This window comes from Clostridium bornimense (assembly GCF_018917145.1).
GTDB classification, from domain to species: Bacteria; Bacillota; Clostridia; order Clostridiales; family Clostridiaceae; genus Clostridium_AN; species Clostridium_AN bornimense_A.
Genome location: NZ_JAHLOD010000019.1, coordinates 1 through 25,747, shown reverse-complemented (window position 1 = coordinate 25,747; position 25,747 = coordinate 1). Strand labels below are relative to the sequence as shown.

27 protein-coding genes are annotated in these 25,747 nt (G+C 29.5%); 2 read left to right on the top strand and 25 right to left on the bottom strand.

What is annotated here, in order from left to right:
• Positions 1-112: 112 nt before the first annotated feature.
• The 3 genes from KQI30_RS08535 to KQI30_RS08525 form a co-directional block, all read right to left on the bottom strand.
• The gene (locus KQI30_RS08535; RefSeq protein WP_216462884.1) at positions 113-709 is read right to left on the bottom strand and encodes a hypothetical protein; all 597 of its coding nucleotides are present in this window, start codon (positions 707-709) and stop codon (positions 113-115) included.
• Positions 710-984: 275 nt separating this feature from the next.
• The gene (locus KQI30_RS08530) at positions 985-1,701 is read right to left on the bottom strand and encodes a DUF2812 domain-containing protein (protein ID WP_216462883.1); all 717 of its coding nucleotides are present in this window, start codon (positions 1,699-1,701) and stop codon (positions 985-987) included.
• A gap of 1 nt (position 1,702) precedes the next feature.
• Positions 1,703-2,035, bottom strand: coding sequence for a PadR family transcriptional regulator (locus KQI30_RS08525; protein ID WP_216462882.1), 333 nt, complete (start codon positions 2,033-2,035; stop codon positions 1,703-1,705).
• 387 nt (positions 2,036-2,422) lie between these two features.
• On the opposite strand from KQI30_RS08525, the gene KQI30_RS08520 reads away from it, so the two are divergent.
• Positions 2,423-3,367, top strand: coding sequence for a sporulation integral membrane protein YlbJ (locus KQI30_RS08520; protein WP_216462881.1), 945 nt, complete (start codon positions 2,423-2,425; stop codon positions 3,365-3,367).
• Here KQI30_RS08520 and KQI30_RS08515 read toward each other — a convergent pair.
• The 6 genes from KQI30_RS08515 to KQI30_RS08490 all read right to left on the bottom strand — a co-directional run bounded on the left by KQI30_RS08515 (position 3,335) and on the right by KQI30_RS08490 (position 9,263).
• Positions 3,335-3,889 carry an ATPase gene (locus KQI30_RS08515; RefSeq protein ID WP_216462880.1) on the bottom strand — a complete coding sequence of 185 codons (555 nt, stop codon included), beginning with the start codon at positions 3,887-3,889 and terminating at the stop codon, positions 3,335-3,337. The genes KQI30_RS08520 and KQI30_RS08515 overlap by 33 nt on opposite strands.
• The gene (coaD, locus tag KQI30_RS08510) at positions 3,876-4,385 is read right to left on the bottom strand and encodes a pantetheine-phosphate adenylyltransferase (RefSeq protein WP_216462879.1); all 510 of its coding nucleotides are present in this window, start codon (positions 4,383-4,385) and stop codon (positions 3,876-3,878) included. The genes KQI30_RS08515 and coaD overlap by 14 nt, the downstream gene beginning before the upstream one ends.
• Positions 4,386-4,418: 33 nt before the next feature.
• Positions 4,419-4,973 carry a 16S rRNA (guanine(966)-N(2))-methyltransferase RsmD gene (rsmD, locus tag KQI30_RS08505; protein WP_216462878.1) on the bottom strand — a complete coding sequence of 185 codons (555 nt, stop codon included), beginning with the start codon at positions 4,971-4,973 and terminating at the stop codon, positions 4,419-4,421.
• 181 nt (positions 4,974-5,154) lie between these two features.
• Positions 5,155-7,182, bottom strand: coding sequence for an ATP-dependent DNA helicase RecG (gene recG, locus KQI30_RS08500; RefSeq protein WP_216462877.1), 2,028 nt, complete (start codon positions 7,180-7,182; stop codon positions 5,155-5,157).
• A gap of 87 nt (positions 7,183-7,269) precedes the next feature.
• Positions 7,270-8,862, bottom strand: a complete 1,593-nt coding sequence (locus KQI30_RS08495; protein WP_437177726.1) for a DAK2 domain-containing protein — start codon at positions 8,860-8,862, stop codon at positions 7,270-7,272.
• 53 nt (positions 8,863-8,915) lie between these two features.
• A complete protein-coding gene (locus KQI30_RS08490) occupies positions 8,916-9,263 on the bottom strand; it encodes an Asp23/Gls24 family envelope stress response protein (protein WP_216462875.1) in 348 nt (115 codons plus the stop codon).
• Positions 9,264-9,442: 179 nt separating this feature from the next.
• Between KQI30_RS08490 and rpmB the strand changes: the two genes are divergently transcribed.
• A complete protein-coding gene (rpmB, locus tag KQI30_RS08485) occupies positions 9,443-9,634 on the top strand; it encodes a 50S ribosomal protein L28 (RefSeq protein WP_044038724.1) in 192 nt (63 codons plus the stop codon).
• A gap of 247 nt (positions 9,635-9,881) precedes the next feature.
• Here the strand turns inward: rpmB and KQI30_RS08480 are convergent, their stop codons facing one another.
• From KQI30_RS08480 to KQI30_RS08405, 16 genes are all read right to left on the bottom strand, one after another.
• Positions 9,882-10,520 (bottom strand): thiamine diphosphokinase, encoded by a 639-nt coding sequence (locus tag KQI30_RS08480; protein ID WP_216462874.1) that lies wholly within the window; start codon positions 10,518-10,520, stop codon positions 9,882-9,884.
• Positions 10,517-11,170, bottom strand: a complete 654-nt coding sequence (rpe, locus tag KQI30_RS08475; protein WP_216462873.1) for a ribulose-phosphate 3-epimerase — start codon at positions 11,168-11,170, stop codon at positions 10,517-10,519. The genes KQI30_RS08480 and rpe overlap by 4 nt, the downstream gene beginning before the upstream one ends.
• Positions 11,167-12,033 (bottom strand): ribosome small subunit-dependent GTPase A, encoded by an 867-nt coding sequence (gene rsgA, locus KQI30_RS08470; protein WP_216462872.1) that lies wholly within the window; start codon positions 12,031-12,033, stop codon positions 11,167-11,169. Before rsgA ends, rpe begins: the two co-directional genes overlap by 4 nt.
• A gap of 12 nt (positions 12,034-12,045) precedes the next feature.
• A complete protein-coding gene (gene pknB, locus KQI30_RS08465) occupies positions 12,046-14,196 on the bottom strand; it encodes a Stk1 family PASTA domain-containing Ser/Thr kinase (protein ID WP_216462871.1) in 2,151 nt (716 codons plus the stop codon).
• Positions 14,190-14,894 carry a Stp1/IreP family PP2C-type Ser/Thr phosphatase gene (locus tag KQI30_RS08460; protein ID WP_216462870.1) on the bottom strand — a complete coding sequence of 235 codons (705 nt, stop codon included), beginning with the start codon at positions 14,892-14,894 and terminating at the stop codon, positions 14,190-14,192. The genes pknB and KQI30_RS08460 overlap by 7 nt, the downstream gene beginning before the upstream one ends.
• Complete coding sequence (rlmN, locus tag KQI30_RS08455; protein ID WP_216462869.1) at positions 14,878-15,930, bottom strand: 23S rRNA (adenine(2503)-C(2))-methyltransferase RlmN; 1,053 nt, start codon at positions 15,928-15,930, stop codon at positions 14,878-14,880. Before rlmN ends, KQI30_RS08460 begins: the two co-directional genes overlap by 17 nt.
• A gap of 16 nt (positions 15,931-15,946) precedes the next feature.
• Complete coding sequence (gene rsmB / locus KQI30_RS08450; RefSeq protein WP_216462868.1) at positions 15,947-17,266, bottom strand: 16S rRNA (cytosine(967)-C(5))-methyltransferase RsmB; 1,320 nt, start codon at positions 17,264-17,266, stop codon at positions 15,947-15,949.
• Positions 17,263-18,192 (bottom strand): methionyl-tRNA formyltransferase, encoded by a 930-nt coding sequence (gene fmt, locus KQI30_RS08445; RefSeq protein WP_216462867.1) that lies wholly within the window; start codon positions 18,190-18,192, stop codon positions 17,263-17,265. The genes rsmB and fmt overlap by 4 nt, the downstream gene beginning before the upstream one ends.
• A gap of 4 nt (positions 18,193-18,196) precedes the next feature.
• A complete protein-coding gene (gene def, locus KQI30_RS08440; RefSeq protein WP_216462866.1) occupies positions 18,197-18,646 on the bottom strand; it encodes a peptide deformylase in 450 nt (149 codons plus the stop codon).
• 30 nt (positions 18,647-18,676) lie between these two features.
• Positions 18,677-20,878, bottom strand: coding sequence for a primosomal protein N' (gene priA, locus KQI30_RS08435; RefSeq protein ID WP_216462865.1), 2,202 nt, complete (start codon positions 20,876-20,878; stop codon positions 18,677-18,679).
• A 118-nt stretch (positions 20,879-20,996) separates the two neighbouring features.
• Complete coding sequence (coaBC, locus tag KQI30_RS08430) at positions 20,997-22,184, bottom strand: bifunctional phosphopantothenoylcysteine decarboxylase/phosphopantothenate--cysteine ligase CoaBC (RefSeq protein ID WP_216462864.1); 1,188 nt, start codon at positions 22,182-22,184, stop codon at positions 20,997-20,999.
• Positions 22,185-22,204: 20 nt separating this feature from the next.
• Positions 22,205-22,423, bottom strand: a complete 219-nt coding sequence (gene rpoZ / locus KQI30_RS08425; RefSeq protein WP_216462863.1) for a DNA-directed RNA polymerase subunit omega — start codon at positions 22,421-22,423, stop codon at positions 22,205-22,207.
• The gene (gene gmk, locus KQI30_RS08420; RefSeq protein ID WP_437177725.1) at positions 22,416-23,045 is read right to left on the bottom strand and encodes a guanylate kinase; all 630 of its coding nucleotides are present in this window, start codon (positions 23,043-23,045) and stop codon (positions 22,416-22,418) included. Before gmk ends, rpoZ begins: the two co-directional genes overlap by 8 nt.
• Position 23,046: 1 nt before the next feature.
• On the bottom strand, positions 23,047-23,322 hold the full coding sequence (gene remA / locus KQI30_RS08415) for an extracellular matrix/biofilm regulator RemA (RefSeq protein ID WP_044038752.1): 276 nt from the start codon (positions 23,320-23,322) through the stop codon (positions 23,047-23,049).
• 15 nt (positions 23,323-23,337) lie between these two features.
• Positions 23,338-24,222, bottom strand: a complete 885-nt coding sequence (locus tag KQI30_RS08410) for a YicC/YloC family endoribonuclease (RefSeq protein ID WP_216462861.1) — start codon at positions 24,220-24,222, stop codon at positions 23,338-23,340.
• A 268-nt stretch (positions 24,223-24,490) separates the two neighbouring features.
• Entirely contained in the window at positions 24,491-25,477 is a 987-nt protein-coding gene (locus KQI30_RS08405; RefSeq protein ID WP_216462860.1) for an asparaginase, read from the bottom strand.
• Positions 25,478-25,747: the final 270 nt, after the last annotated feature.

The window sequence follows — 25,747 nt, the reverse complement described above, 5'->3', positions numbered from 1 at the left end:
TGAATTCTAAAAAGGGCTATCATTATTGATAGCCCAAATTTAAAAACTATATATTTTCTTATTTATCTCTTTAAAAATAAAAAACTTTACTATTCACATCGCTAACACAAAATCAATCTAAGGTATAGTTAAATCCCTCAACTAATTTATTATTTGACTTATAATACAATTTTCCGTATTGTGAGTAAAAAGTTTTATTCCGTTCTGAACACTGGATGTATACCGTTGGATGATAAAAGGTAATACTACCATCCTCATTTGTAAATGGGTAATATGAATCTTTCACATTCTCAATTTTACTTATATTTTCCCCTAAATTTATTGTAAAAGGTATTTCTTCAATAGTATATGGCTCTGCTATTTTATATCTTTCTGGAGATTGTAAATAAACGCCTTCACCGTTAAAGTGTGACTCTGGCATATGAATCATAAAAGGTGTTGGTAAACCACGACCACAGTAACCGCCAATCTGTATAACAGGAATCCCTTCCCACTCATCAGGAATGGTAATTATTGTAGACTCTTTCCTTCCATCCCACCTATAAATTCCTACAAAAGCACAGTTCCCAATCTTATTACAACAAATCATGGGATTTCCTTCTTTATCACTTTGCTTAAACATCAAGCTACAACCTCTCAGATGTACCATGAAATTAGCAAGAAGCAATATCATCACAATAGTAGAAAGGAATACTACTTTATGTTTCATATATAAAACTCTCCTCACTCTCCAATTATAGAAATAATATCCCTTGCAAATCATTACTTCTATGTCACCGAAACTTATTTTTTACTTTATCATAACATATTTTGTAAATTATTATTGGTCTATTTTTAAAATTTCTATTATGATTTCTGGGCATTGATTAATTTTTTATATATAAAACTATTATACTTAAGTGTTGTTATTAATAAATTATAAATAAAAAAAGACTCGCAATCAGATTTTCTTTGTCTTTGCGAGTCCTTATCATAATTCATATATTATAAATATTTTTTATATTCCTTATACTTTATAAGACTTAAAATGATACAAAGTATACCAAGAGTAGTAAAAATCAAAGAAGGACTATCTCCTTCAATTAAATCCCACACATTTGGAATAATATACAAAGCACCTGCAAACATATATATCTTCCATAAATTCTTATTATCTAATGTAGAATTTCTCCCTTTTTTTAGTTGTTTAACTTTATCATTATAAGCTACATAAGGCATAAAGTTGAAAATAAATACAATGATATCAATTATAAAAAGTCCTAATAATATTAAAAATATAGATTTTACAGCAATTACAGATACAATCATTGATATCACTAATATTACCCCTATTAGCAAAGAATAAACTGTACCTCTTTTAGTTTGCTCTTTCATTATTTTATACTTTTCCATTTCCGTATCCATATCACTATAAATAGGTTTAGTACCAACTGGAGCTGAAAAAATATTCATTTTATTTCCTATTGAAACTACAAGATCCCATCCTGCCTCCTTAAATATTGAAAAATACTCTTCATCAACATTATCTTGATAATCTAGAGTATATATTATATTTTGAGGTGTACCTTTCCTTAGTTTATAAAAGAAACCTCCAACTATAGAATCTAATATCCATCCCTCCCTTGCGTAATTACTTAATTTTTTCATATCACTTTCTTCGGTAAATGCAAATCCCCCAATAGCAACATACTTATTTTTCATGTTATTTCTCCTTACTTAATTTTAAAAATTTTTCTGCAAACTTAATCATTTGTTTTTTTCGTTCTATTTCTTTTAATAGCATCTCCATACCTTTATCTGTTATTTTGTATATCTTTTTATTTTTATCTGAATCAGACAATTCAACTAAACCTGATTCTAAAAGTTTCTTTAATGTTGTATACATCGATGCCGGTCCAATAGTAACTTCATTATTACTAAAATTTTCAATAGTTTTCATTATTAAATATCCATGTTGCTCCTTTACAACACTAGATAAAATATAAAACGCAGCATCTGTTAGTTGATTAGTATCAATAGAATTCTTTCTAGCCATAAAATTTCCCTTTCTCTATAACTATATCATTAAATGATATATCACTTAATATTATATCATTTAATGATATATTGTAAAGCATTTACTTTTATGTATTTAAAACTATATTTATCATCTGTTCTAGATAAGTAGTGGTAACACCACTACTCTCATACCTCTAACCTATAAAAAACAAGCTACATGAAAGTACAACTTTTATTAGCTCCCCGTAAGACACCATCCAAGGTCTAATTCCAATTATAAAACAAGACCCAATAACAACTACAGACACCATACTTAAATTCTAAGAAATTCCCCAAAGGAATTTTCTCCTTCACTGTGCACTGTTCCTCCACAATTGCGAATTTTTATAATCCCTCTTTCATATATTTCTATAAAGGAGGTGCAATGTTGCTAATTTTATTAATCTCAACATTTATACTAATGATGGTAATAAGTCCTACTGTCGCATTAACAGCTACATTAAATGGTGCAAAGTTATTCTTCTTTAATGTATTTCCCGCATTATTTATGTTCTCAATTCTATGCAATTTAATCGTCTCTTTAGGAGGCATAGAATTGTATAGCAAACTATTTGGAGGTATGCTTTGTAAACCCCTTAGACTTTCACGAAAATGTGCTACAGCAATAATAATATCAATTTTATGTGGATACCCTTTAGGTACAAAATATTCTGGGGATTTATATAGAAATGGTGATATAAATTTTAAGACTTTCAAAAGACTAGTTATTTTAGCTTCTACTCCTAGTCCTATTTTTGTTATTGGATCTATTGGAGTATTAATGCTTAAAAATGTTACCTTAGGATACATATTACTTATATCATCTTACATATCTGCATTTATACTATCTTTTATATTAAAAATAGATAAAAGTAGAAATATAATCAATGTTAATAATATCTCAAGAGAAAAACTTCCTTTTAGTAAATGTTTCTTAAACTCTGTGGAACAAAGTATATCAACAGTACTTATGGTGGGAGGATTTATAATCTTTTTTAATGTTCTATGTACATTTTTAGATAACTTAGTTTTTTCAAAATTGCACTTTTCTCTAGTTGGTGGTATTCTAGCTGGAATCTTAGAAATGACAAATGGTTGCAAAATAATATCCACCTCAGCAATTCCAATGCAATTTATTATTTCTATAATCGCATTTTTTCTTACTTTCGGTGGATTAAGTATACTTAGTCAATGCTATTCATTTATATATGACTTAAAGATAAGCTTTTTATATTTTGTTAAATATAAAATTTTATTTGGCGTCATTAACAGTGTAGTTGCTTTTGCAATATATAATCTATTTACTTATATTACTGCTTGTACCTTTTAATTCTTTTATATTTTCTCTAAGCTCCACTGATGTGGAGTTTAGCATATTATTTACTTTATCTCTAAACTTCTTACTTTCTATTTCAATAACAGATAGATATTCTTCCTTTTTACTAGAGATTGCAGCATTTAATTCTTCTATTATCTCTGCAGAATATTCTCTTGAGCCTATTCTAATTTCTTTAGCTTCTAATTGAGCTTTAGCAATAATTTCTTCTGCTACCTTTTTTGCATCATTCACTATATCATGATTTTCAACTTCATTTTTTATGTACTCAATTTTATCTCTTCTAACTTCTTCTGCATGAGCTTCTGCTTCACTTAAAATTCTATCCTTTTCGCCTAACATCCATTGAGCTTTTCTGAATTCTTCCGGAAGCAAATTTATAATCTCTTCTGTAACTTCCATGATTTCCTTTTTGCTAATCATGATTTTTCCGCTCATAGGCACTTTAGCTGCATTATTTATAATTTCTTGTAAATACTCTAGTAATTGAACTACTTCTAACTTATTTACTTCCATATTGCTCTGCCTCCTTAACCTTTCTTACTTTTTCCTTTATGTCTCCTATTATCTTTGATGGCACTAACCCTTCTACTGATCCATCAAAGAATGCTACTTGCTTAACTGATGATGAACTTAAATATGAATACTCTGCTGATGTCATCATAAAAACAGTTTCAACATCAGAATTAAGCTTATTATTCATAAGAGCCATTTGAAACTCGTATTCAAAGTCAGAAACAGCTCTTAATCCTTTAATAATTATATTAGTTTCTTTCTTTTCTAAAAAATCAACTAATAAACCTTCAAAAGATTCTACTTCTACATTATCGATGTCTTTTGTAACTTTCTTTATAAGTTCTACCCTTTCTTGTACCGAAAACAATCCTTTTTTTGTAGGATTAATAAGTATTGCAACAATAACCTTATCAAAAACTTTAAGGGCTCTCTCTATAATATCTAGATGTCCATTAGTTATTGGATCAAAACTCCCTGGATATACTGCAACTCTCATAATTCTCTCCCTATAAATATAAATTTAGTTATTTTAATTTTCTATTCTATAAAAAATAACTGTAGTATTTCCATACTTTCTCTTATCATATAGCTTTATATTTTTAAAGCCATCATAAATTTCCTCACTAGAATCTATCTTAGTTACTATTATCCCATCTTCTTTTAATAACTCTAAATCATAGATTATTTCCATTGCTGGAGGAATCATTTCTTTTGCATATGGTGGATCTATAAATATTAGATCAAAAACTTCTCCTCTTCTCTTAAACTCTCTTAATGCATCATAAGCATCCATATTTAATGTTGTACATACATCTTGAAATTTTAAGTTTTCCACATTAGCTTGAAGATTTTTATATGCTCTAGGACTTTTATCCACAAGATATACTCTTTTTGCCCATCTACTAGCTGTTTCAAGTCCTAAACTTCCTGTCCCTGAGAATATATCACAAGCTACAGCATCTGGTGTTTTATTTTGTATTATATTAAAAATTGATTCTTTTATTCTGTCTAATGTTGGTCTTGTTTCCATGCTTTCTGGAGATAATATTTTTCTTCCTCTTGCTTTACCAGAAATTATTCTCATCTTTGGTCCTCCCTATTTTTAATTCTTTTTTATTTTATCATATTGAATTATTTTATACAAAATTATATGTATAAATACTTCTATTTTGTCAATAATATAACTGATGCCAAATGGCTCTTCCTATAATTCTCCTCATAAAAGGGTGGTCCTATCCACCCTTTTACTTTTCCCTCTTTACTTCCTAATTAAAGGATATATATTGATTATATCCTTCTAGCCTTTCAATCATCTCATCCTTTATTTTCATATCTTCTTCTTCTTCACTGTTTAAAAGTGCCTTCGCTTCATTATTTGCATCTCGTAAAAGATCAAAATCTTCAAAGATATCACTTAAAATAAGACCATCCTCTCCACTTTGCCTAAAGCCAAACAGGTCACCAGTCCCCCTAAGCTTTAAATCTTCTTGTGATATATAGAATCCATCATTAGATTCTTCCATTATAGCCATCCTTCTACGAGTCTTTTCACTTTTGCAATTTCCAACTAAGAAACAATAGGACTTATGCTCCCCTCTTCCAACTCTACCTCTAAGTTGATGTAATTGTGATAATCCGAATCTTTCACAATTTTCTATTATCATCACATTGGAATTAGGTACATTTATTCCTACTTCTATTACTGTTGTAGAAATTAATATTTTTATTTCTTTATTTTTAAATCTATTCATTATCTCATCTTTTTCTTTTGGTTTCATTTTGCCATGTAAAATTTCAATAGATTCTTCTTTAAAATAATCTTCCTTTAGTTCTTTATAAAGCTTTTCTACTGATGTTAAATCACTTCCATCATCGTCTTCAATAAGAGGGCATACTACATATCCTTGTCTTCCTTCTTCTAGTTGCTTCTTTAGGAACTCATATACTTTATACTTTCTATTACTATCTACAAACTTCGTATCTATCTTTTTTCTTCCTGGTGGTAATTCATCAATAACAGATACATCTAAGTCGCCATAGATATACAAACTTAAAGTTCTCGGAATTGGTGTTGCTGTCATAACTAATATATCTGCCTTATTCTCTTTAGAGTATAGTTTATTTCTTTGTGCAACTCCAAATCTATGTTGTTCATCAGCTACAATGATTCCTAGATTTTTAAATTCTACATCGTCTTCTATTAACGCATGAGTACCAATCAATATATCTATTTCTCCGTTATAAAGTCTCTCTTTTATATCTCTTTTTTCTTTTAATGTTCTTGATCCTACTAATAATTCTATGTTTAAATTAAATCTTTCAAACAACTTTTTAAACTCTTCATAATGCTGCGTAGCTAATATTTCTGTTGGTGCCATTACACATCCTTGATAACCATTGATAACTACATTAAAAACAGCTATGGCTGCAACTACTGTCTTTCCTGATCCAACATCACCTTGTAGTAATCTATTCATTGCTGTCTCTTTCTTTTCATCCTTTAATATTTCTCTTACAGCTCTACTTTGTGCTGATGTTAATTGAAATGGCAATTGTTCCTTTAAATCAGAAAGTTCCTTAGTTATATTAAATTTAATTCCCTTTTTATTATTATTAATATAATCCTTAAGCATCAAAACTTTTAATGAATAAGAAAATAACTCTTGAAACTTAAGTCTTCTTGTTGCTTCCTTAAGCAATGTAGAGTTTTCAGGAAAATGTATATTCCTAAGTGCCTCATCTAAAGAACAAAACTTAAATTTCTTTATTATTCTTTCAGGTAAATTTTCCTCTATAGAAACAGTTTCTAACAATCCCTTTATAGTTTTTATCATATAAGAATTTTTAAGAGAACCTTTTAAATGATAAACAGGCATTATATTTTTTCTATTATCTTCACCTTTAAAAATTGTAGGATTTGATAACGTTACCTTTCCTCTCAAAAGTTTTACCTTTCCCATAAGTAGATATGTATTTCCCACCTTATAAACATTTCTTATATATGTAACGTTAAACCAATATACTTCAAATGTTCCACCATCACCTTCTAAAACACCATGAGTTATTGTTTTATATCCACTTTTTCTTTGATTAAGGCTCTTCATTCTTCCCATAAGTACAACTTTTTCGCCCTCTTCTACTTCATCTAAAGATTTTACTCTTTCGATGTTTTCATATGTTCTTGGAAAGTATAATAATAAGTCATATATAGTGAACACTCCACATTTATTAAGTTCTGCCTTTGCTTTTTCTCCAATACCTTTTAAGGTTATTATATCATCAGAAATATTCATATTTTATACACCTCAATAAAAAATCCATGAATCATCCAATTATATTATTGGTGAAATTCATGGATTTATTTCAACTTCTTTGTATAATTATTCTACAGAAATTAAATAGTAATATAATGGCTGTTCTCCCTTATAAGTTAGAACATCAATATCATCATATATATTTTCTAATTCTTTATATAGAGAATTTTCTTCTTCCTTAACATCTTCTCCTGAATATAAAGATATAAGTGAAGATTCATCATCTACAAGATTTTCTAATAATTCTTTTACTACTTCATTGATGCTATGACCTACAACCTTAACTTTTCCTTCTATTAACCCTAGAATGTCGCCTTCTTTAATTTCTTTACCTTCTATTTCAGTATCTCTTACCGCAAAAGTAACAGAAGCACTCTTAACATTGCTTACTGCTTCATTCATATTAGATTCATTGTCTTCTACACTAGCATCGCCATTAAATACAGTTATAGCTGCGATACCTTGAGGAATAGTTCTAGTTGGAATAACTATTACATTCTTTTCACAAACATCTTTTGCTTGGTTAGCTGCCATAACAACATTTTTATTATTAGGAAGTATAACTATATTCTTAGCATTAATTTTACCAACAGCATCGATAAAATCTTGAGTACTTGGATTCATAGTTTGACCGCCTTCAATTACTACGTCAACATTTAAGTCATTCTCAAATATTTTCTTTATTCCGCTTCCCATGGCTACAGCTACAAACCCATATTCTTTTTCTTCATTTGAAGAATTATCTATAGTAGTTCCTGTTTCATATTCTGCTTCTAAAACTTTTCTATGTTGTTCTCTCATATTATCTATTTTTATTTTTGATAGACTACCATGAGCTAATGCCTTAGTTAATACTTCTCCTGGTTGTTCTGTGTGTATATGAATCTTTATTAATCCATCGCTACCTACAGAAATTAAAGAATCACCCATATTTTCTATTTCTTTTTTAAACTCTTCACTAGTAATTGAAGTTGTATTTATAAAGAATTCAGTACAATATCCATAAGTAATTTCAGCTTCACCATTTAACTCAGCCTTAGATGAAACTTCTACAGTTTCTCCAACACCATCTAATGAAGGCTTATTTCCTTCTTTTAATTCTTTAAGCATTCCTTTAAAGATAACTAAAAGTCCCATTCCTCCAGCATCTACTACCTTAGCAGCTTTTAAAGCTGGAAGCATATCTGGTGTCTTATTTAACGTATCTTCACTACCTTTTATAACTTCTTCAAGTAATTCTATTACGTCGTCACCTTTATAATTTAATGCATGTTCTCCTGCTGATCTTATAACTGTTAATATTGTACCTTCTGTTGGTCTCATAACAGCTTTATAAGCAGACTTTGCTCCTTCTTCTATCGCATTAGCTAAATCTGAACTAGTAACTTCTGATTTACCTTCTAATCCCTTAGCAATACCTCTAAAAATTTGAGATAGGATAACACCTGAGTTACCTCTAGCGCCCATAAGAGCCCCTCTAGAAAGCTTTTTAGATACCTCTCCTATAGTTTCATCTTTTAAAGATAATATTTCTTCTGTTGCACTTCTGAATGTCATTGACATGTTCGTACCAGTATCACCATCTGGAACTGGAAATACATTTAATGAATTTACATAGTTCTTTTGTTCTTCTAAGTTATTGCAGCCACTTATAATCATATAATAAAAGTCTTTGCCGCCTATTTTTTTAATACTCAAACCTTAGTACCTCCTTAAACTCTTACGCCTTGAACATTAACAGTTATAGTAGATACTTTTAGTCCTGTTAAGTTTTCAATGTTGTATTTTACCTTTTGAATAATATTGTTGGCAATTACAGAAATTTTTGTGCCATATTCAACAATAATATATATTTCAATATTTAATATTTCATCTTTGCAATTAACTTTTACACCTTTAGATAGATTTTCCCCTTTTAGAAGTTCCCATAATCCATCCTTAGGGCTTTTTGATGCCATTCCTACTACACCGTAGCATTCCATAGTTGATATTCCTACTATATTAGCAATAACTTCATCTGAATAGATAATATTGCCGTTTTCATTATTAATATTCATCATTCCGATTCCTCCTTAAAATATTCAACCATTATATTAATTTTATATTAAACCTAAGATATATTCAAGGAAATAAAGAATTATTTCTCTTCACCCTTGCATATAAGAATAACTTTGTGTTAAAATATGAATTGTCTAATTTCAGTTTAAATACTACACTGCTTTAAGGGAGGTGTAACTAAATGTCAAGAAAATGTGATGTATGCGGAAAAGGCGTTATATCTGGTTCACAATATAGCCACTCTCACAGAGCTTCTAAGAGAACTTGGGCTCCAAACGTTAAAAAGATTAAGGCTATAGTTAAAGGTTCACCAAGAACTGTTCATGTTTGTACTAGATGCTTACGTTCTGGAAAGATTGAACGTGCTATATAATAGCGTTAAATAAATTAGAATACTTTTCAGTGTTCTAATTTTTTATGTTCATAAAGAAAAGTGGCTACCATTAGGTTACCACTTTTCTTTATTATTATGTCTAACAAGATTTTTTTCTAAAAGTTTTAATTATTCTGCTTAAGAATTTTGGAACTTTCCATACTATTATCTTCATAAATACCCCCACCTTATAAATATAAGTACATTGTATTGTATTATATTATATGTAGGTAATATTCCTTTGTTTCTACTTTTTATCAGAAGTTATCATTACTAATAAAATTCCTGATTTAAATTTTACCGTTACATCCTTATCTAAAAACTCATTTGATACTGTTCTTGAATCTCCAAATTGTAAATCATAATCCTTTAATAAATATTTTGCATCTATTATTGATAATCCCCTAACAGTATCACCAAAAGCAGTAAGTGAAAGTCTTTTATCTTTTTTATATTTAATCTCTCCACTTTCTTTCATAAGAAATATTAAATTATTCTCGTCTACTATATATCCTTTTGCATCACGGTTCAAAATAACATTTAAAAGCCCTATATTAGCTAAAACATGATCCATCCTTTCCCCTATAGCACCAAAGATATAAATATCGCTACAATTAGACTTAAGAGCTAAATCAATAGCAATATATCCATCTGTTTCATCTTTTTCTCTCGGATATACATTAATATTTGTACTTTTCTTAAAAAATTCTAGAGCCTCTTGTGATATTGAGTCTAAATCTCCAACTAAATGTGTTGGTACAATATTATACTTATATAGGGAATCTCCTCCACTATCAGCAGCAATTATTATAGTATCATCAGTAATATATTCTTTTAATAATTCTAAAGAAGGAGCATCTCCTCCTAAGATTACAATGCCCCTCATTTTGCTTGTGCTTTTAATGCAGCTATATTTTCTTTTACTTTTCCACCGTTAAATACTGCTGAACCTGCTACAAGAACATCAGCACCAGCTGCCACAACCTTTCCAATATTATCAGTTGTTATTCCACCATCTACTTCAATCATTAGATCTTTATTTACTTTATCAGCAATAGCTCTAACTTCTTTGATTTTATCTACTGAATACTCTATAAATTTTTGACCACCAAAACCTGGATTTACACTCATAATTAAAATCATATCAACAATAGGTATTAGGTGTTTTATTACTTCTACAGATGTACCTGGATTTATAACTATACCAGCTTTACATCCATTTTCTTTTATAAGATTTATTGTTCTGTCGATATGTCTATCACTTTCATAATGAACTGTTATTATATCTGCTCCTGCATCAATAAAATCTTTAACATACATTGCTGGATTCTCTATCATTAAATGAACATCAAAAGGTAATTTAGTATACTTTCTAATAGCCTTTACCACTGGCATTCCAAAAGTTAAGTTTGGAACAAAATGACCATCCATAACATCTATATGAATAATGTCTGCACCACTTTTATCTAATAATTCTATTTCTTCTCCTAATCTGCTAAAATCAGCAGATAATATTGATGGAGCAATTTTTATCATCTTTTATTCCTCCTGTTTTTAGCTTCTTCTAAAACATCTAGATAAAATTCATATCTCTCTCTAGATATTTTTCCTTCTTCTACTGCATCTTTTACTGCACATTTAGGCTCAGATACATGGGCACAAGAAGTAAATTTACATCTTCCTTCAAAATCATGAAAATCTCTTATGTAATCTTTAACTTCTTCTTCCTTCAGAAAAGATAAATCTAAGTTAGAGAAACCTGGAGTATCTACTAAAAATCCATGGTCTGACTCTATAAGTTCTGAATGTCTAGTAGTATGTTTACCTCTCTTTAACTTTTCAGAGATTTCTCCTGTCTCCATAAGCTCTCTTCCTACTAACTTATTAGATATAGTAGATTTTCCTACTCCTGAAGGTCCACAAAATACAGTAATATTATCTTTCATAAGTTCTTTTAACTTATCTAAATTTTTTCCTGACTTTCCTTCTACAAATATCACATTATAGTGAGCTTTTTCTAATAGCTCACTATAATATTCTTTTTCTTCTTCTGTAATCAAATCACATTTATTAAAAACAACTACCGCTTCTATATGATTGTATTCACATAGTAGAAGGAACTTATTCAAAAGGTCCATATTTAAATCAGGTTTCTTTATAGCAAATACTACAAAAGCTTGAGTTACATTTGCCACTAGTGGTCTTATAAGCATATTAGATCTTTCTTTAATCTCTTCAATAGCACCTTTTCCATTTTCTAAAGTTATTTTAACTCTATCTCCTACTATCGGTGATACTTTTGCATTTCTAAATTTTCCCCTAGCCTTACACTCAATAACTTCCCCATCAATATCTACATAATAAAATCCGCCTATTCCTTTTATTATTGTTCCTTCCATGTTACCTCCATTTTAATTTTCAGATACACTTAATATAATTTTTTCTCCTTCAGTCCATCCATCAATTACTTTATAATCACTTGTATTACCTTCAAACTCTTTCCATCCATCTATCCTTGGCTCTATTGTATATGTTTTACTCCAATCATTTAATACTGATGCCAAATTTTTACCTTTCATCTTAGCAATGTCGTCATATGGATTATTACTAGAACTATTTCCATTATTACTATTATTCTTACCTTTACATGTAACGTAAATAGTAGAACCTTTTTCTACACTTTCACCAGCATTATCTGGACCTTTTGAAATAGTATAATCTCCATAATTTCCACTTATACTTTGACCATATTCATCAGTTGCCACAATTGTTAATTTATTTTTATATGAATTCATCACATCTTTTAAGTTTTGTCCATTAAGGTATGGTACTTGCACCATATCTTTATCTCTCTCATATTTATACAATGATACTGTAATTGTTTCGTTTATCCTAACTGATGTCTTATCTTGTGCTCCAATAAGTCCATCTTTACTTGAATCATTAGTTTTAACTGTTTCATTTGACACACTTATTTTAGCAAAAGAACCTACTTCACTTTTTGCATCATCTACTGTCTTACCTATAAGGTTGTATTCTCTAGCCTTTGGTCCATTTGATATTACTAAGTTTACAGTTTCACCTTTATCTACCTTATCCCCACCTTTAGGATCTTGAGACATTACTAATCCATAAGTGATAGTATCACTATATTCTGTTGTTACATCGCCGACTTTAAATCCAGCTTTCTCTAGTGCCGCTTCTGCTTCTTTTTGTGATTTTCCTGTAACATCTGGAACTTCTGTATCACCAGGGCCTAATGAAATTGTAACTTTTACTACTGAACCTTTTTTAACTTCGGTTCCTACCTTAGGACTAACATTAATAACTTTTCCTTCTTGTTCTGAACTTTTCTTTTTTTCAACTATCTTAAATGTTAATCCAGCCTTTTCAACCTTTTTCTTTGCTTCTGCCTTATCCATTTTTAATATAGAAGGTACAGTTACTTTGTCACTACTACTATCTGATGATAATGCTGGCATAACAACAACACCAACTACAAGTAATAATACTGCTGCTAAAGCTATTGCAAAAATCATAGCTTTTTTCTTATCTACATTTAATTTCTTAGAATCATCATCTTCATCATTTTCTTCATCTTCATCATCAATATCAGTTTTGCCACCATTTAAATCTTCGTTATTATTTTCTGTATTAGTATTACTATTTTTCATCATACTATTTATATCATCTACTCTAGGCAAAACTTTTGTAAATTCTTCTTCATAATTATTTTCTAAAGATTCACCATTTTTGATTTTTATAAGATCAACTTGTAATTCTTTAGCACTTTGATATCTCATATCAGGATTTTTTTGTAATAACTTAACTATTACTTTATTTAATGATTCTGGCACATTTGGATTAAGTGTTTTTGGTTCTATTAATTCTTCTTGTATATGCTTGATTGCTATAGATACAGGAGTGTCACCATCATAAGGAACTACTCCTGTAACCATTTCATACATTACAGCTCCTAAAGAATATAAATCACAAGTTTTATTTACATACTGTCCTTTTGCTTGTTCTGGTGATATATAATGCACTGACCCCAATACTACATTAGTATTTGTTATAGTTGTAGAATTCACTGCTTTGGCTATACCAAAATCCATCACCTTTACTATTCCATAATCAGTAATCATGATATTATGAGGCTTAATATCTCTATGTATAATATTACTTCTATGTGCACAATCTAATGCCTTTGCTATTTGTAGTGAAATTTCAATAGCATCTTCACAGTGGATTTTACCTTTTTCATTTATAATTTCTTTCAATGTTTTCCCCTGCAAATATTCCATTACAATGTAGTTTACATTTCCATCAGTACCTACATCGAAAATATTAACTATATTTCCATCAGAAATACTTCCTGCTGCTATAGCTTCAGCTTTAAATTTTTTTACAAATTCACTATCTTGTAAATATTCTTCTTTTAAAACTTTCACTGCAACTATACGTTGTAATTTTAAATCTTTAGCTTTGAAAACTAGAGCCATTCCACCTTCTCCAATTTTCTCTAGTATCTCGTACCTATCAGCTATAACTACACCTAACATTCTCTACCCTCTCCTTCAAATACTATAACTGTAATGTTATCTCTACCTCCTCTAGACTTAGCTAACTCTACCATATCTAAACAAGCTTTTTTACAGTCTTCTTTATTTACTATGGCTAGCATCTCATCTTGTTCTATATAATTACTTAATCCATCTGTACACAATATAAATTTTTCCTTGCCAGTAAGTTCTAATTTATATACATCAATATCAATAGTATCATTAGTTCCTAGTGCCCTAGTTATTATATTTCTATTAGGATGAGTCTTCGCCTGTTCTTCTGTTATAGATCCAATTTCTATAAGTTCTTGAACTAATGAATGATCTCTAGTTATTTTAACAATCTCATCACCATCTATAACAAAACATGAACTATCCCCCACATGACCTATTTCAATATTATTATTTTCTATTACTGCTACTGTAATTGTAGTTCCCATTCCACTTAATTTCTTATCCTCTACACTAAGAAGATAAATCTTTTCATTAGCTTTTCGTATCGCTTCTGTTATACTCCTAGTCTTTTTAAAAACATTTATTGTTTCTTCTACAGCTATTTTACTTGCTACTTCACCTGCATTATGTCCACCCATTCCATCAGCAATAACATATATACTATAGTCTTTATCTTGTAAATAACCATAATAATCTTCATTTAATGTTCTAACATTTCCCACATCACTAACGAACCCTAACATCCTTATCCCTCATTTTCTCCACATAATCTCTTCTAAGCTGACCACATGCTGCATTGATATCTCCACCCATTTCTTTTCTAACAGTTGCTTCAATGCCATTATTCTCTAATACTTTTCTGAATCCTTCTATATCTTTTTCTGTAGATCTTACAAAACCACTTTCTTTTACTTCATTTACAGGAATTAAATTTACATGACAAAGCATACCCTTTAATAATTTGCTTAGTTCTTTAGCTTGCTCTACTGAATCATTTACCCCTTTAACTAATGAGTATTCAAAAGTTATTCTTCTACTAGTAGTTTTAATATAATACCTACAAGCTTCTAATAATTCATCTATAGAATATTTATTAGCTATAGGCATTATCTTTTTTCTATTTTCATCGGTAGTTGAATGTAGTGATATAGCCAATGTAACTTGAGTTTTCTCATTGGCAAATTCTATTATTTTAGGAACAATTCCACAAGTAGATACTGTTATATGTCTTTGCCCTATATTTAATCCATAATCAGCATTAACTTCTCTTATAAATTTCATAACATTATCATAATTATCAAAAGGCTCCCCAGTCCCCATAAGTACTATATTCGATACTCTCTCATTACAGTCATTTTCCATAACTAAAATTTCACTTAATATCTCACCACTTGAAAGGTTTCTAAGTCTGCCACCTATAGTAGATGCACAGAACTTACAACCCATTCTACATCCAACTTGAGTTGATAAACATACTGTATTTCCATAGTCATATTTCATAAGTACTGCTTCTATAATATAGCCATCTCTAAGTTTTAGCAAATATTTTATTGTTCTACCATCTTTTGAAATATATCTTTCCACTATTTCAGGTATCGAAAAATAAAAATTATTCTTTAATTTTTCTTTTAATGATGCAGGTATATTTTTCATATTATCAAATTCAAATACCTTTTTGTAAATCCAACTTACAACTTGTTCACCTCTAAATTTACTTTCACCATTTTCAACCATCCATTGTTTTATTTCTTCTTTTGTTAAATCTAATATGTTTATCATACTCTCACCTTGCTTATTACTTTCTTCTAAATTTAGCCATAAAGAAACCATCCATTGATTTATTTGGCAATATAGTTACATATCCTAATTTATCATATATCATATTATCTAGTGCACCAAAAAACACTTTTTCTATTTCATAATCAGGATTATTTTCTAAAAACCATTTTACATTTCCATCATTTTCTTTTAAGTTTAATGTACAAGTAGAATATACTAACACTCCATCTTTCTTAACATATTTGGAAGCATTCTTCATAATATTTCTTTGAATATTTTGAATTGAAGAAATATCTGATTCTTTTTTCTCCCACTTAATTTCTGGTTTTTTTCTTATAATTCCAAGTCCAGAACAAGGTACATCTATAAGAACTCTATCAAAAGAATTTTCAAACTCTTCATTAAATTCTTCACCATTATAAGTTTTAGTTTCAATTATATCGATTCCTAATCTTTCTGCATTCTCTTCTACTAGTTTAAGCTTATTTTCATGAATATCACAAGCTACTACTTTACCTTTATTATTCATAAGTTCAGCTATATGTGTAGTTTTACCGCCTGGTGCAGCACATACATCTAAAACATCAAAACCTTCTTCTAAATCCATTATTGATGCAACAAGCATAGCAGATTCATCTTGTACTGTTATATATCCTTCCTTAAATAAAGGATTTTCTTCTATTGACTTTCCTCTAACAATTTCAATAGCATCTGGAGATACAAATCCCTCATTTACTTCATAGCCAAGTTCTTCTAACTTAGCAAAAACATCATCATAATCACCTTTTAGGCAATTAACTCTTACTGTAACGGCGGGTCTTTCATTAAGCCCCTTAAATATAGCTGGAGAATATGTTCCATAGTCTTTTCTTAAACTTTGAATCATCCATGGTTCTAATGAATATTTAAAAGCTTCTTTATAATCTATGTTTTTAAATGTAGGCTTCTTATCTCCTCTAATATAAGTTCTTACTACTGCATTAACAAATGAAGCCATCTTTATTCCAGCTCTCTTTTTAGTTAATTCTACAGCTTCATTTACTGCTGCAAATTCAGGAATTCTGCTAAGATATTTTAATTGATATATAGTTATTCTTATTATGTTAATAGAAAATTTATCAATATCTCTTATATTTCTTCCTGTTATCGCTTTTATAATTTCATCTATTGTATATTTATGTTTTAATGTTCCATATACAAGTTCAGTTATTAATCCTTTATCTATATCTCTAACATTACTCTTATTCAATGCATTATTTAATGCTATATTTGAATAAGCTTTTTTAAAAAATACCTCATCTAAAACTTCTACTGCTACTTCTCTTCCACTCTTCATATTAATACTACCTTTTCCTCTATTGAATTTCCTTTTAAGTATTCTTTTACTTCTAAAGGTTTTTTATTTGGAAATTGAATTTTCTTTATCAATAACACTTTATCTCCTGTAGCTACCCTGATTCCATCATTGTCAGCTTTTAATATAGTACCTGGTGTGTCATTGCAGTTTTCCTCTAATGGAGTTGTCTCATATATCTTTACTACCTTATCACCATACATTGTTGTAGCAATAGGCCATGGATTTACCCCTCTTACTAAGTTATGAATTTCCACCGCTGTTTTATTCCAATTTATTTTTCCTGTTTCTTTAGACAGCATAGAAGCATAGTTAGATAAACTACCATCTTGTTTTTCAGGAACTATTTCACCTTTTACAAACTTATCTATAGTCTCAACTAACAGTTTTCCACCCTCTACCATTAGAATGTCATGTAATTGTCCTGCTGTCATATTTTCTGTAATTTCTACTTCTTGTTTTAGAAGCATATCACCTTCATCTAATCCAACATCCATAATCATAGTTGTATTTCCTGATACTTTTTCACCATCAATAACAGCCCAATTAAGTGGTGCTGCTCCTCTATACTTAGGTAATAGTGATCCATGTAAATTAATGCATGCATATTTAGGAATATCTAATACTTCCTTAGGAAGTATTTGCCCATATGCAACAACTATTATAAAATCTGGTGAAAGTTCTTTTAATTTGTCAATATATTCTCTTTCATTTCTAAGCTTTTCAGGTTGATATACATCTATATTATGTTTAACCGCTACTTCCTTAACTGCAGAAAAAGCAAGTTTCTTTCCTCTACCCTTAGGTCTATCTGGTTGTGTAAAAACACCTACTACATTATAATTGCTAATCATAGCTTCTAAAGATGGAACTGCAAATTCAGGAGTTCCCATAAAAACTATATTCATAGTATTATTCCTCACTTTCTACTGCTTTATCAACAAATAATATTCCCTCTAAGTGATCTATTTCATGACAAAAAGCTCTTGCAAGTAACTCTTCTCCTACAAGTTCTCTTACTTTACCATTTTCATCTTGAGCTTTTACCCATACCTTCATTGGTCTATCTACTTCTTTGCTTTCTCCTGGTATAGAAAGACATCCTTCAAAATCTCTATAACTTCCTTCAGTTTTTATTATTTCAGGGTTGATTAATACCATTGGTCCATCTCCAATATCAATAACAACTATTCTCTTTAAAACCCCTACTTGTGGTGCAGCAAGACCTACTCCATCTTCTTCATACATTGTATCTATCATATCTTCTATTAAAATAAGAGTTCTTCTGTCTATTTTCTCAACTACTTTACTCTTCTTTCTTAAAAGTGGATCTCCTATCTTTCTAACATTTCTTATTGCCATGTTAATGCCTCCTATAAATATACTATATTATCACAGTAAATCATTTGGATTTATGTCTACTGAAATTTTTATATTATTATTTTTTTTCTTTACTATATTATACACAAAATCTTTGATATTTTTATTAATCTTTTGAGATAAATCCCCTTTTATAATAATTTGATATCGAAAATTATTATTTATTTTTAAAATTGGACAAGGAACTGGTCCAAGAATTGACAAATCAGTAAACTTAGATTTCATTTCTTTTGCTAAAACATTTATAGTATCTACAACCTCATCCTCTTTACTATAAAATAGATTTACCAATACAATCTCTCCAAAAGGAGGATACTTCATTGCCTGTCTTATATCTACCTCGTCACTATAAAATCCTTTATAATCAATTTTTTCAGCCCTCTGAATTGCATAGTTTCCTGGAGTATAGGTCTGTATAACTACCTCACCTTTCTTTGCACCTCTGCCAGCTCTTCCCGCAACTTGTGTAAGTAACTGAAATGTCCTTTCTGCAGACTTATACTGAGGGATGTTAAGAGTTAAATCTGCTGCTAAAACACCTACTAATGTTACATTTTTAAAATCAAACCCCTTTGTTATCATTTGTGTTCCTATTAATATATCTATCTCATTATTTTTAAGTTTTTCGTAAACTTCACTAAAAGAATTTCTTCCCTTCATTGTGTCCAAATCCATTCTTTCTACATTGGCACTTGGAAAAGCTTTTTTAGTTAATCTTTCAACCTTCTCCGTACCTATTCCAAAGAACTTTATATATTTACTCTTACATTTTGGGCACTTAATTTGTGGTCTAACCTTATATCCACAATAATGACATTCTAATATATTTTCTGATCTATGAAGTGTTAATGATACATCACAATTAGGACACTTATATACAAAACCACAAGCTCTACAAGAAACAAAGGAGGAATCACCTCTTCTATTAAGAAATAATATTATCTGTTCTTTCTTTTCTAATCTATCATTTATCTTTTCAAACAAGCTTTTAGAAAAAATAGAACTATTACCATTACTTAATTCTGATCTCATATCTACTACTTCAATTTTAGGCATCACCGCCCCAGGAATTCTATCAGACATCTCAATAAGCTTATAATGTCCGCTTTTCCCTTTTGTATAACTTTCTAAACTTGGAGTAGCCGATGCTAAAACTACTTTTCCACCCTTCATATCCATTAAAAACTCAGCTACTTCTCTAGCATCATATTTAGGATCAGTCTCAGACTTGTATGTATTTTCATGTTCCTCATCAATTATTATGAGTCCCAAATTGCTAAAAGGTAAAAATAAAGCTGATCTAGGACCAATAGCAACCTTTATTTCTTTCTTTTTTATAGAGTACCAAAAGTCATATTTTTCACCAACACTCATTTTTGAGTGAAAAACACCAATCTCTATTTGTAATCTTCCCTTTATTCTCTCTACCATCTGAGGTGTAAGAGAAATTTCCGGTACTAATATGATAACATCCTTATCATTTTTTAAACTTTCCTCTATAAGCCTTATAAAAACCTCTGTTTTTCCACTACCAGTAACTCCATGTATTAAAAATTTATTATAAAAACTATTGTTTATAGTATCTAACGCCATATTTTGCTGTAGTGTAAGATTTTTTTCTTCTTCTTTGATATAATTCTTACTATTATATCTAAGCACCCTTTTTTCTTCTTCTTTTATGTATTGGTGCTTTATTAAAGTATTTATAGATGATAATGATAACCCTCTACTTTTACTTAAAGTATTCTTACTATACTTTCCTTCATTATATTGTACTTCATTGTATATAGATATATATGGCTCCTTATCAAATTTGCCATCTAACGGTCTTTCTATATATAGTTTCTTTTCAACCTTTATCTTCGATCCCTTATCTGCCCCCGGCGGTGTTATTAACCTTATACAATCAATATAAGTAGCAAGATATTTATCCTTTATGAACTGTATAACCTTCTTATCTTCTTCTGTAAAATGCTCTATATCATCTTTTATTTCTTTTATATACTTTAATCTATAACTCTTACTACTCTCAGGTCTACAATAATATATTTCGTATACATATCCATCTATCTTTTTATTACTAACACCAAAAGGAATAGTAACTCTTTTCCCAATAGCAATAGTATCATTCATTTCACTAGGAACCTTGTATGTGAATATATTATCTAACCCATAATGATCAACCTCAATTACTATCCCTGCATAAAGCTCCATAAAACACCTCCTTTTTCATTGCACAGTTTTGGTTGAAATTCCTACGAAATTTCCACATTCACTGTGCACTGTGCACTGCCAACTGTGCACTGAATTAAGTGAATTGAAAAAAAAGCCCCTAGAGGCTTTTTTCCAATATCGTATCAAATAGATTTCTAGCAACTTCTCTTTTTGTCATCTTATCTAAAACTAATTCTTTTCCACTTTTAGATATAATAGTTACTTTATTAAAATCACTTTTAAATCCATATTCATTAGTGGAAATATCATTAGCAACTATAAAATCTAAGTTCTTCTTTATAAGCTTTCCTCTAGCATTTTCTAATAAATCATTACTTTCAGCGGCAAAACCTACTAAAATGTTATCTTTTTTCACTTTACCTAGTAATTTTAAAATGTCAGAATCTCTTTCAAACTCAATAACTAAATCTTCATTGCCTTTTTTAATCTTTTTATCACTATAATGCTTAGCTTTGTAATCTGCTACTGCAGCTGACATTACTATAATGTCAAATTCCTCTTGTCTATCCATTATAGCATTTTTCATTTCTTCATTAGTAGATATATTAATAACATTAACTCCAAGGGGTGCCTTAATATTAGTTGGTCCACTAACTAATGTAACTTTAGCACCTCTATCCCTGGCTTCTCTTGCAATTTCATATCCCATCTTACCACTAGAATTATTGGTAAGATACCTTACAGGATCAATTTTACTTATTGTTGGTCCTGCAGATACTAATACTTTTTTACCACTTAAATCTTTTTTATCATATAACGCAGATTCTACTATTTCGCAAATATCATCAACATCTGCTAATTTACCTTTACCCATATCTCCACAAGCAAGTCTTCCACTACCTGGTTCTATGAACTTATATCCATACTTTTTTAACTTTTCTATATTATTCTGTACTATAGGATTTTCATACATATTTGTATTCATTGCTGGTGCAAATATAACCTGTGACTTAGTAGCCATTATAGTAGTTGATAACATATCATCAGCTATTCCGTTAGCAACCTTACCAATTATATTAGCTGTAGCTGGTGCCACTAAAAGAACATCTGCTTTCTTTGCTAAAGATATATGTTGTATTTCAAAAGCTCTTGGTTCTTCAAACATATCATAAATAACCATATTAGAGCTTAACGATTGAAAAGATAATGGAGTTACAAACTCCTTCGCATGCTCTGTCATTATTACATGAACATCTATGTCCTTCTTTTTCAATCTAGAAACAATATCTAAAGCCTTATAAGAAGCTATTCCACCGGTAACGCCCAAAACAACTGTTTTTCCCATAATATCCCTCTTTTTATATACTATTTTATACCTTCTTCAACTTTTTCGAATTCAATTTTTCCTTCATTAACTTCGTTTATAGCTATTGTTAATGCTTTGTTTGACTTTATGTTTACTAATGGTTCATCACCATCAATAATTTCTCTAGCTCTTTTTGATGTTATTACAACTAAAGAATATCTGTCTCCTGTTATTTTTTTTAGTTTATAAACTGATGGATTGATCATTGCATCACTCATTTATAATATCCTCCTTAGAATTCAACATAATTTCTTTTACTCTATCTACTCTGCATCTTTCTGCTAATAATATACCCTCAATTTTATCAACGGCAACATTAACTTCATCATTTACTACGGCATAATTATATTTAGATATATAATTTATTTCTTTAAATGCAGTGTTAAACCTTGTAAGTAATGATTCTGGTGTCTCTGAACCTCTTCCAATAAGTCTCTTTTTAAGTTCATCCATAGATGGTGGAAGAATAAATATAAATACTCCATCTGGATAAGTTTCTTTTACTTTAAGCGCACCTTGTATATCTATTTCTAATATAACATCTTTACCTTCATCAAGTTTTTCTAAAACACTTGATTTTGGTGTACCATATAGATTTCCATGAACTTCTGCATGTTCTAAAAAATCACCTGATTCTATCTTGTTTATAAAATCTTCTTTATTTAGGAAATAGTATGACTTTCCATCAACTTCTCCTTCTCTTGGATTTCTAGTAGTAGCAGAAACAGATACAAAATAATCTCCTTTTTCTACTAACGCTTTGCAAATTGTTCCTTTTCCAGCTCCTGATGGACCAGATATTACAATTAAAAGTCCTTTATCGTAATTATCATATTGCATATTATTCATCAACCTCTTCTATACCTTGCTCTTCACCTTTTGTGCTTAATCTGTGTGCTACTGTTTCTGGTTGTACTGCTGATAATATTACATGATCAGAATCTGTAACTATAACAGCTCTTGTTCTTCTACCATATGTAGCATCTATTAACATACCTCTATCTCTTGCTTCTTGAATTATTCTTTTGATTGGTGCTGATTCCGGTGACACTATAGCTACTAATCTATTAGCAGATACTATATTTCCAAATCCGATATTAATTAATTTAATGCCCATGAAAATCCTCCTAAACTATTCAATATTTTGAATTTGCTCTCTTATTTTTTCTATTTCATTTTTTAAACTTATACTTATATTAGTTACTCTAATATCATTAGCTTTTGATGCTATAGTATTAGCCTCTCTATTCATCTCTTGTACAATAAAATCAAGTTTTCTTCCTACTGGTTCATTTAAATTAAGATTATCCCTCATTTGATTTATATGACTATATAATCTTACTGTTTCCTCATCTACACAACTTTTATCAGCAAAAATTGCTACTTCTTGAGCAATTCTATTTTCATCAACATTAATATTGGATCCCTCTAAAAGTTCTTCAACTCTTTCTGAAAGCTTTACTCTATAACTTTCTACAGTATCTTTACTTAATTCACATAATGAATCAACATTTTTTTCAATACCTTGAAGTTTTTTTAGTAAATCTTCTTTTAGTTTCTCTCCTTCTTTAACTCTCATCAAAACAATATTTTCTATAGCCTCATCTAAAGCTACCTTAAGAACTCTAAATGCTTCTTCCTCATTTAATTCTGCAGCTTCTACTGTAATTACATCTGGAAATTTTGATAGTAAAGATAAAGTAGGTTCATCAGTTAAATTATACATTTTTTTAATATCCGTTAAACATTTAAAATAACTGTCGCCTAATTCTTTGTTAAAAGTAGCAACACCTGAATTTTCCCCACTATTATTTTGAGTTATAAAAATATCTACCTTACCTCTTGTTAAGCTTTTAGATACTATTTTACGTATTTTATCCTCTGTGGCCATAATACTTCTTGGCATTCTAATATTCAAATCAAGAAATCTATGATTTACACTTTTCATTTCAATTGTAAATCCTAAATTATCTTCTGAATATATACCACGTCCAAACCCAGTCATACTCTTTAGCATGGTACCATCCTTCCCGATTGGCAAAAATCATTCAATACTATGGATTATATCACATATTCTTCATAATTCACAATTATCAATTATTATTTAATATTTAATAATTGATATAATCTTAACTCTATTTATCCTAAGTATACTATATTTTTTATATTATCATAAATAGAATGTTGCAAAACAACCTAAGTCACTTTGCAACATCCACCTCAATAAATTATAATTTATATATCTATTATTGTAAATATATATATAGTAAAAACAATACTATTTATTAATAACGTCCTTCTTCAAATATCTCTTTTATTCTATCTAAATCTTTATTTTCTCCTAATGCTAACATTAACTTTATTCTAGCTTTTTGACCACATAAATCATCGCCAAAAATTACTCCCATATTTCTTAATGTTTTTCCTCCGCCTTCGTATCCATAAGAATCTAATACTCTTCCATTAAAGCATCTTGATACTAGAACTACTGGCAAATTATTATCTATAGCCATTTTTATTCCTTCTAACATCGCTGGTGGCACATTACCTCTACCCATGCCTTCTATTACAAATCCTTTATAGCCAATACTTATTAAATACTTCATAACATCGCTATTATCACCAGCTACAGCCTTTATAAGTGCAACTTTATCTTCTATCTTGTCTGAAGTTATAAATTGTCTTTTCATAAATGCTCTTCTGTAATATAAAACTTTATTATCATCAACAATTCCTATAGATCCAAACTCTGGACTTCTAAATGCATCTAAATTCATAGAATGTGATTTTGTAACTTGAGATGCTAGATGCACTTCGTTATTCATGCACACTAAAACTCCTCTTTTTCTACTTTCATCTGATATAGCAGTACATATAGAAGCAGCTAAATTAGCTGGTCCATCGTATCCTAATTCTGATGAATTTCTCATAGCTCCAGTAACTATAACCGGCTTATCACTATCTATTGTTAAATCTAATAAATATGCTGTCTCTTCTAATGAATCAGTACCATGAGTTACAACTACACCACTAACATCGTCTCTTTCTAAAAACTTCTTTATGTAGTTAGAAAGTTCTAGCATTATTTTAGGTGTCATATGTGGCCCTGGATTATTAGAAAAATCATAACTTTCTATTTCTGCAAATTCTTCTATTCCAGTAACCATCGACATTACTTCTTCACCTTTTAAAGTAGGAATTGCAGCATGTATTCTTTCATCAACTCTCATTGATATAGTTCCACCATTAAATATTACAACTACCTTTTTCATATAACCACGCCTCTTCTTATATCTGTTTTTTATATTATATTCTCTTATCTTTCATTGGTAAATATAATATAATAACAAATGATATATTAATAGTAATATAACGTATATATTATATAAACTATAATTATTTTCTCCAATTTATTAATAATTTAAAGACGACTGGTAATATGTCAAGATAAAAAAACTTTAAAATTGGAAATTTTCTAGTTTGTCTTATTAAAAAAAGGGTAACTTTAATAAAGCTCATTCTGATTCCAAAATTTTACAGGG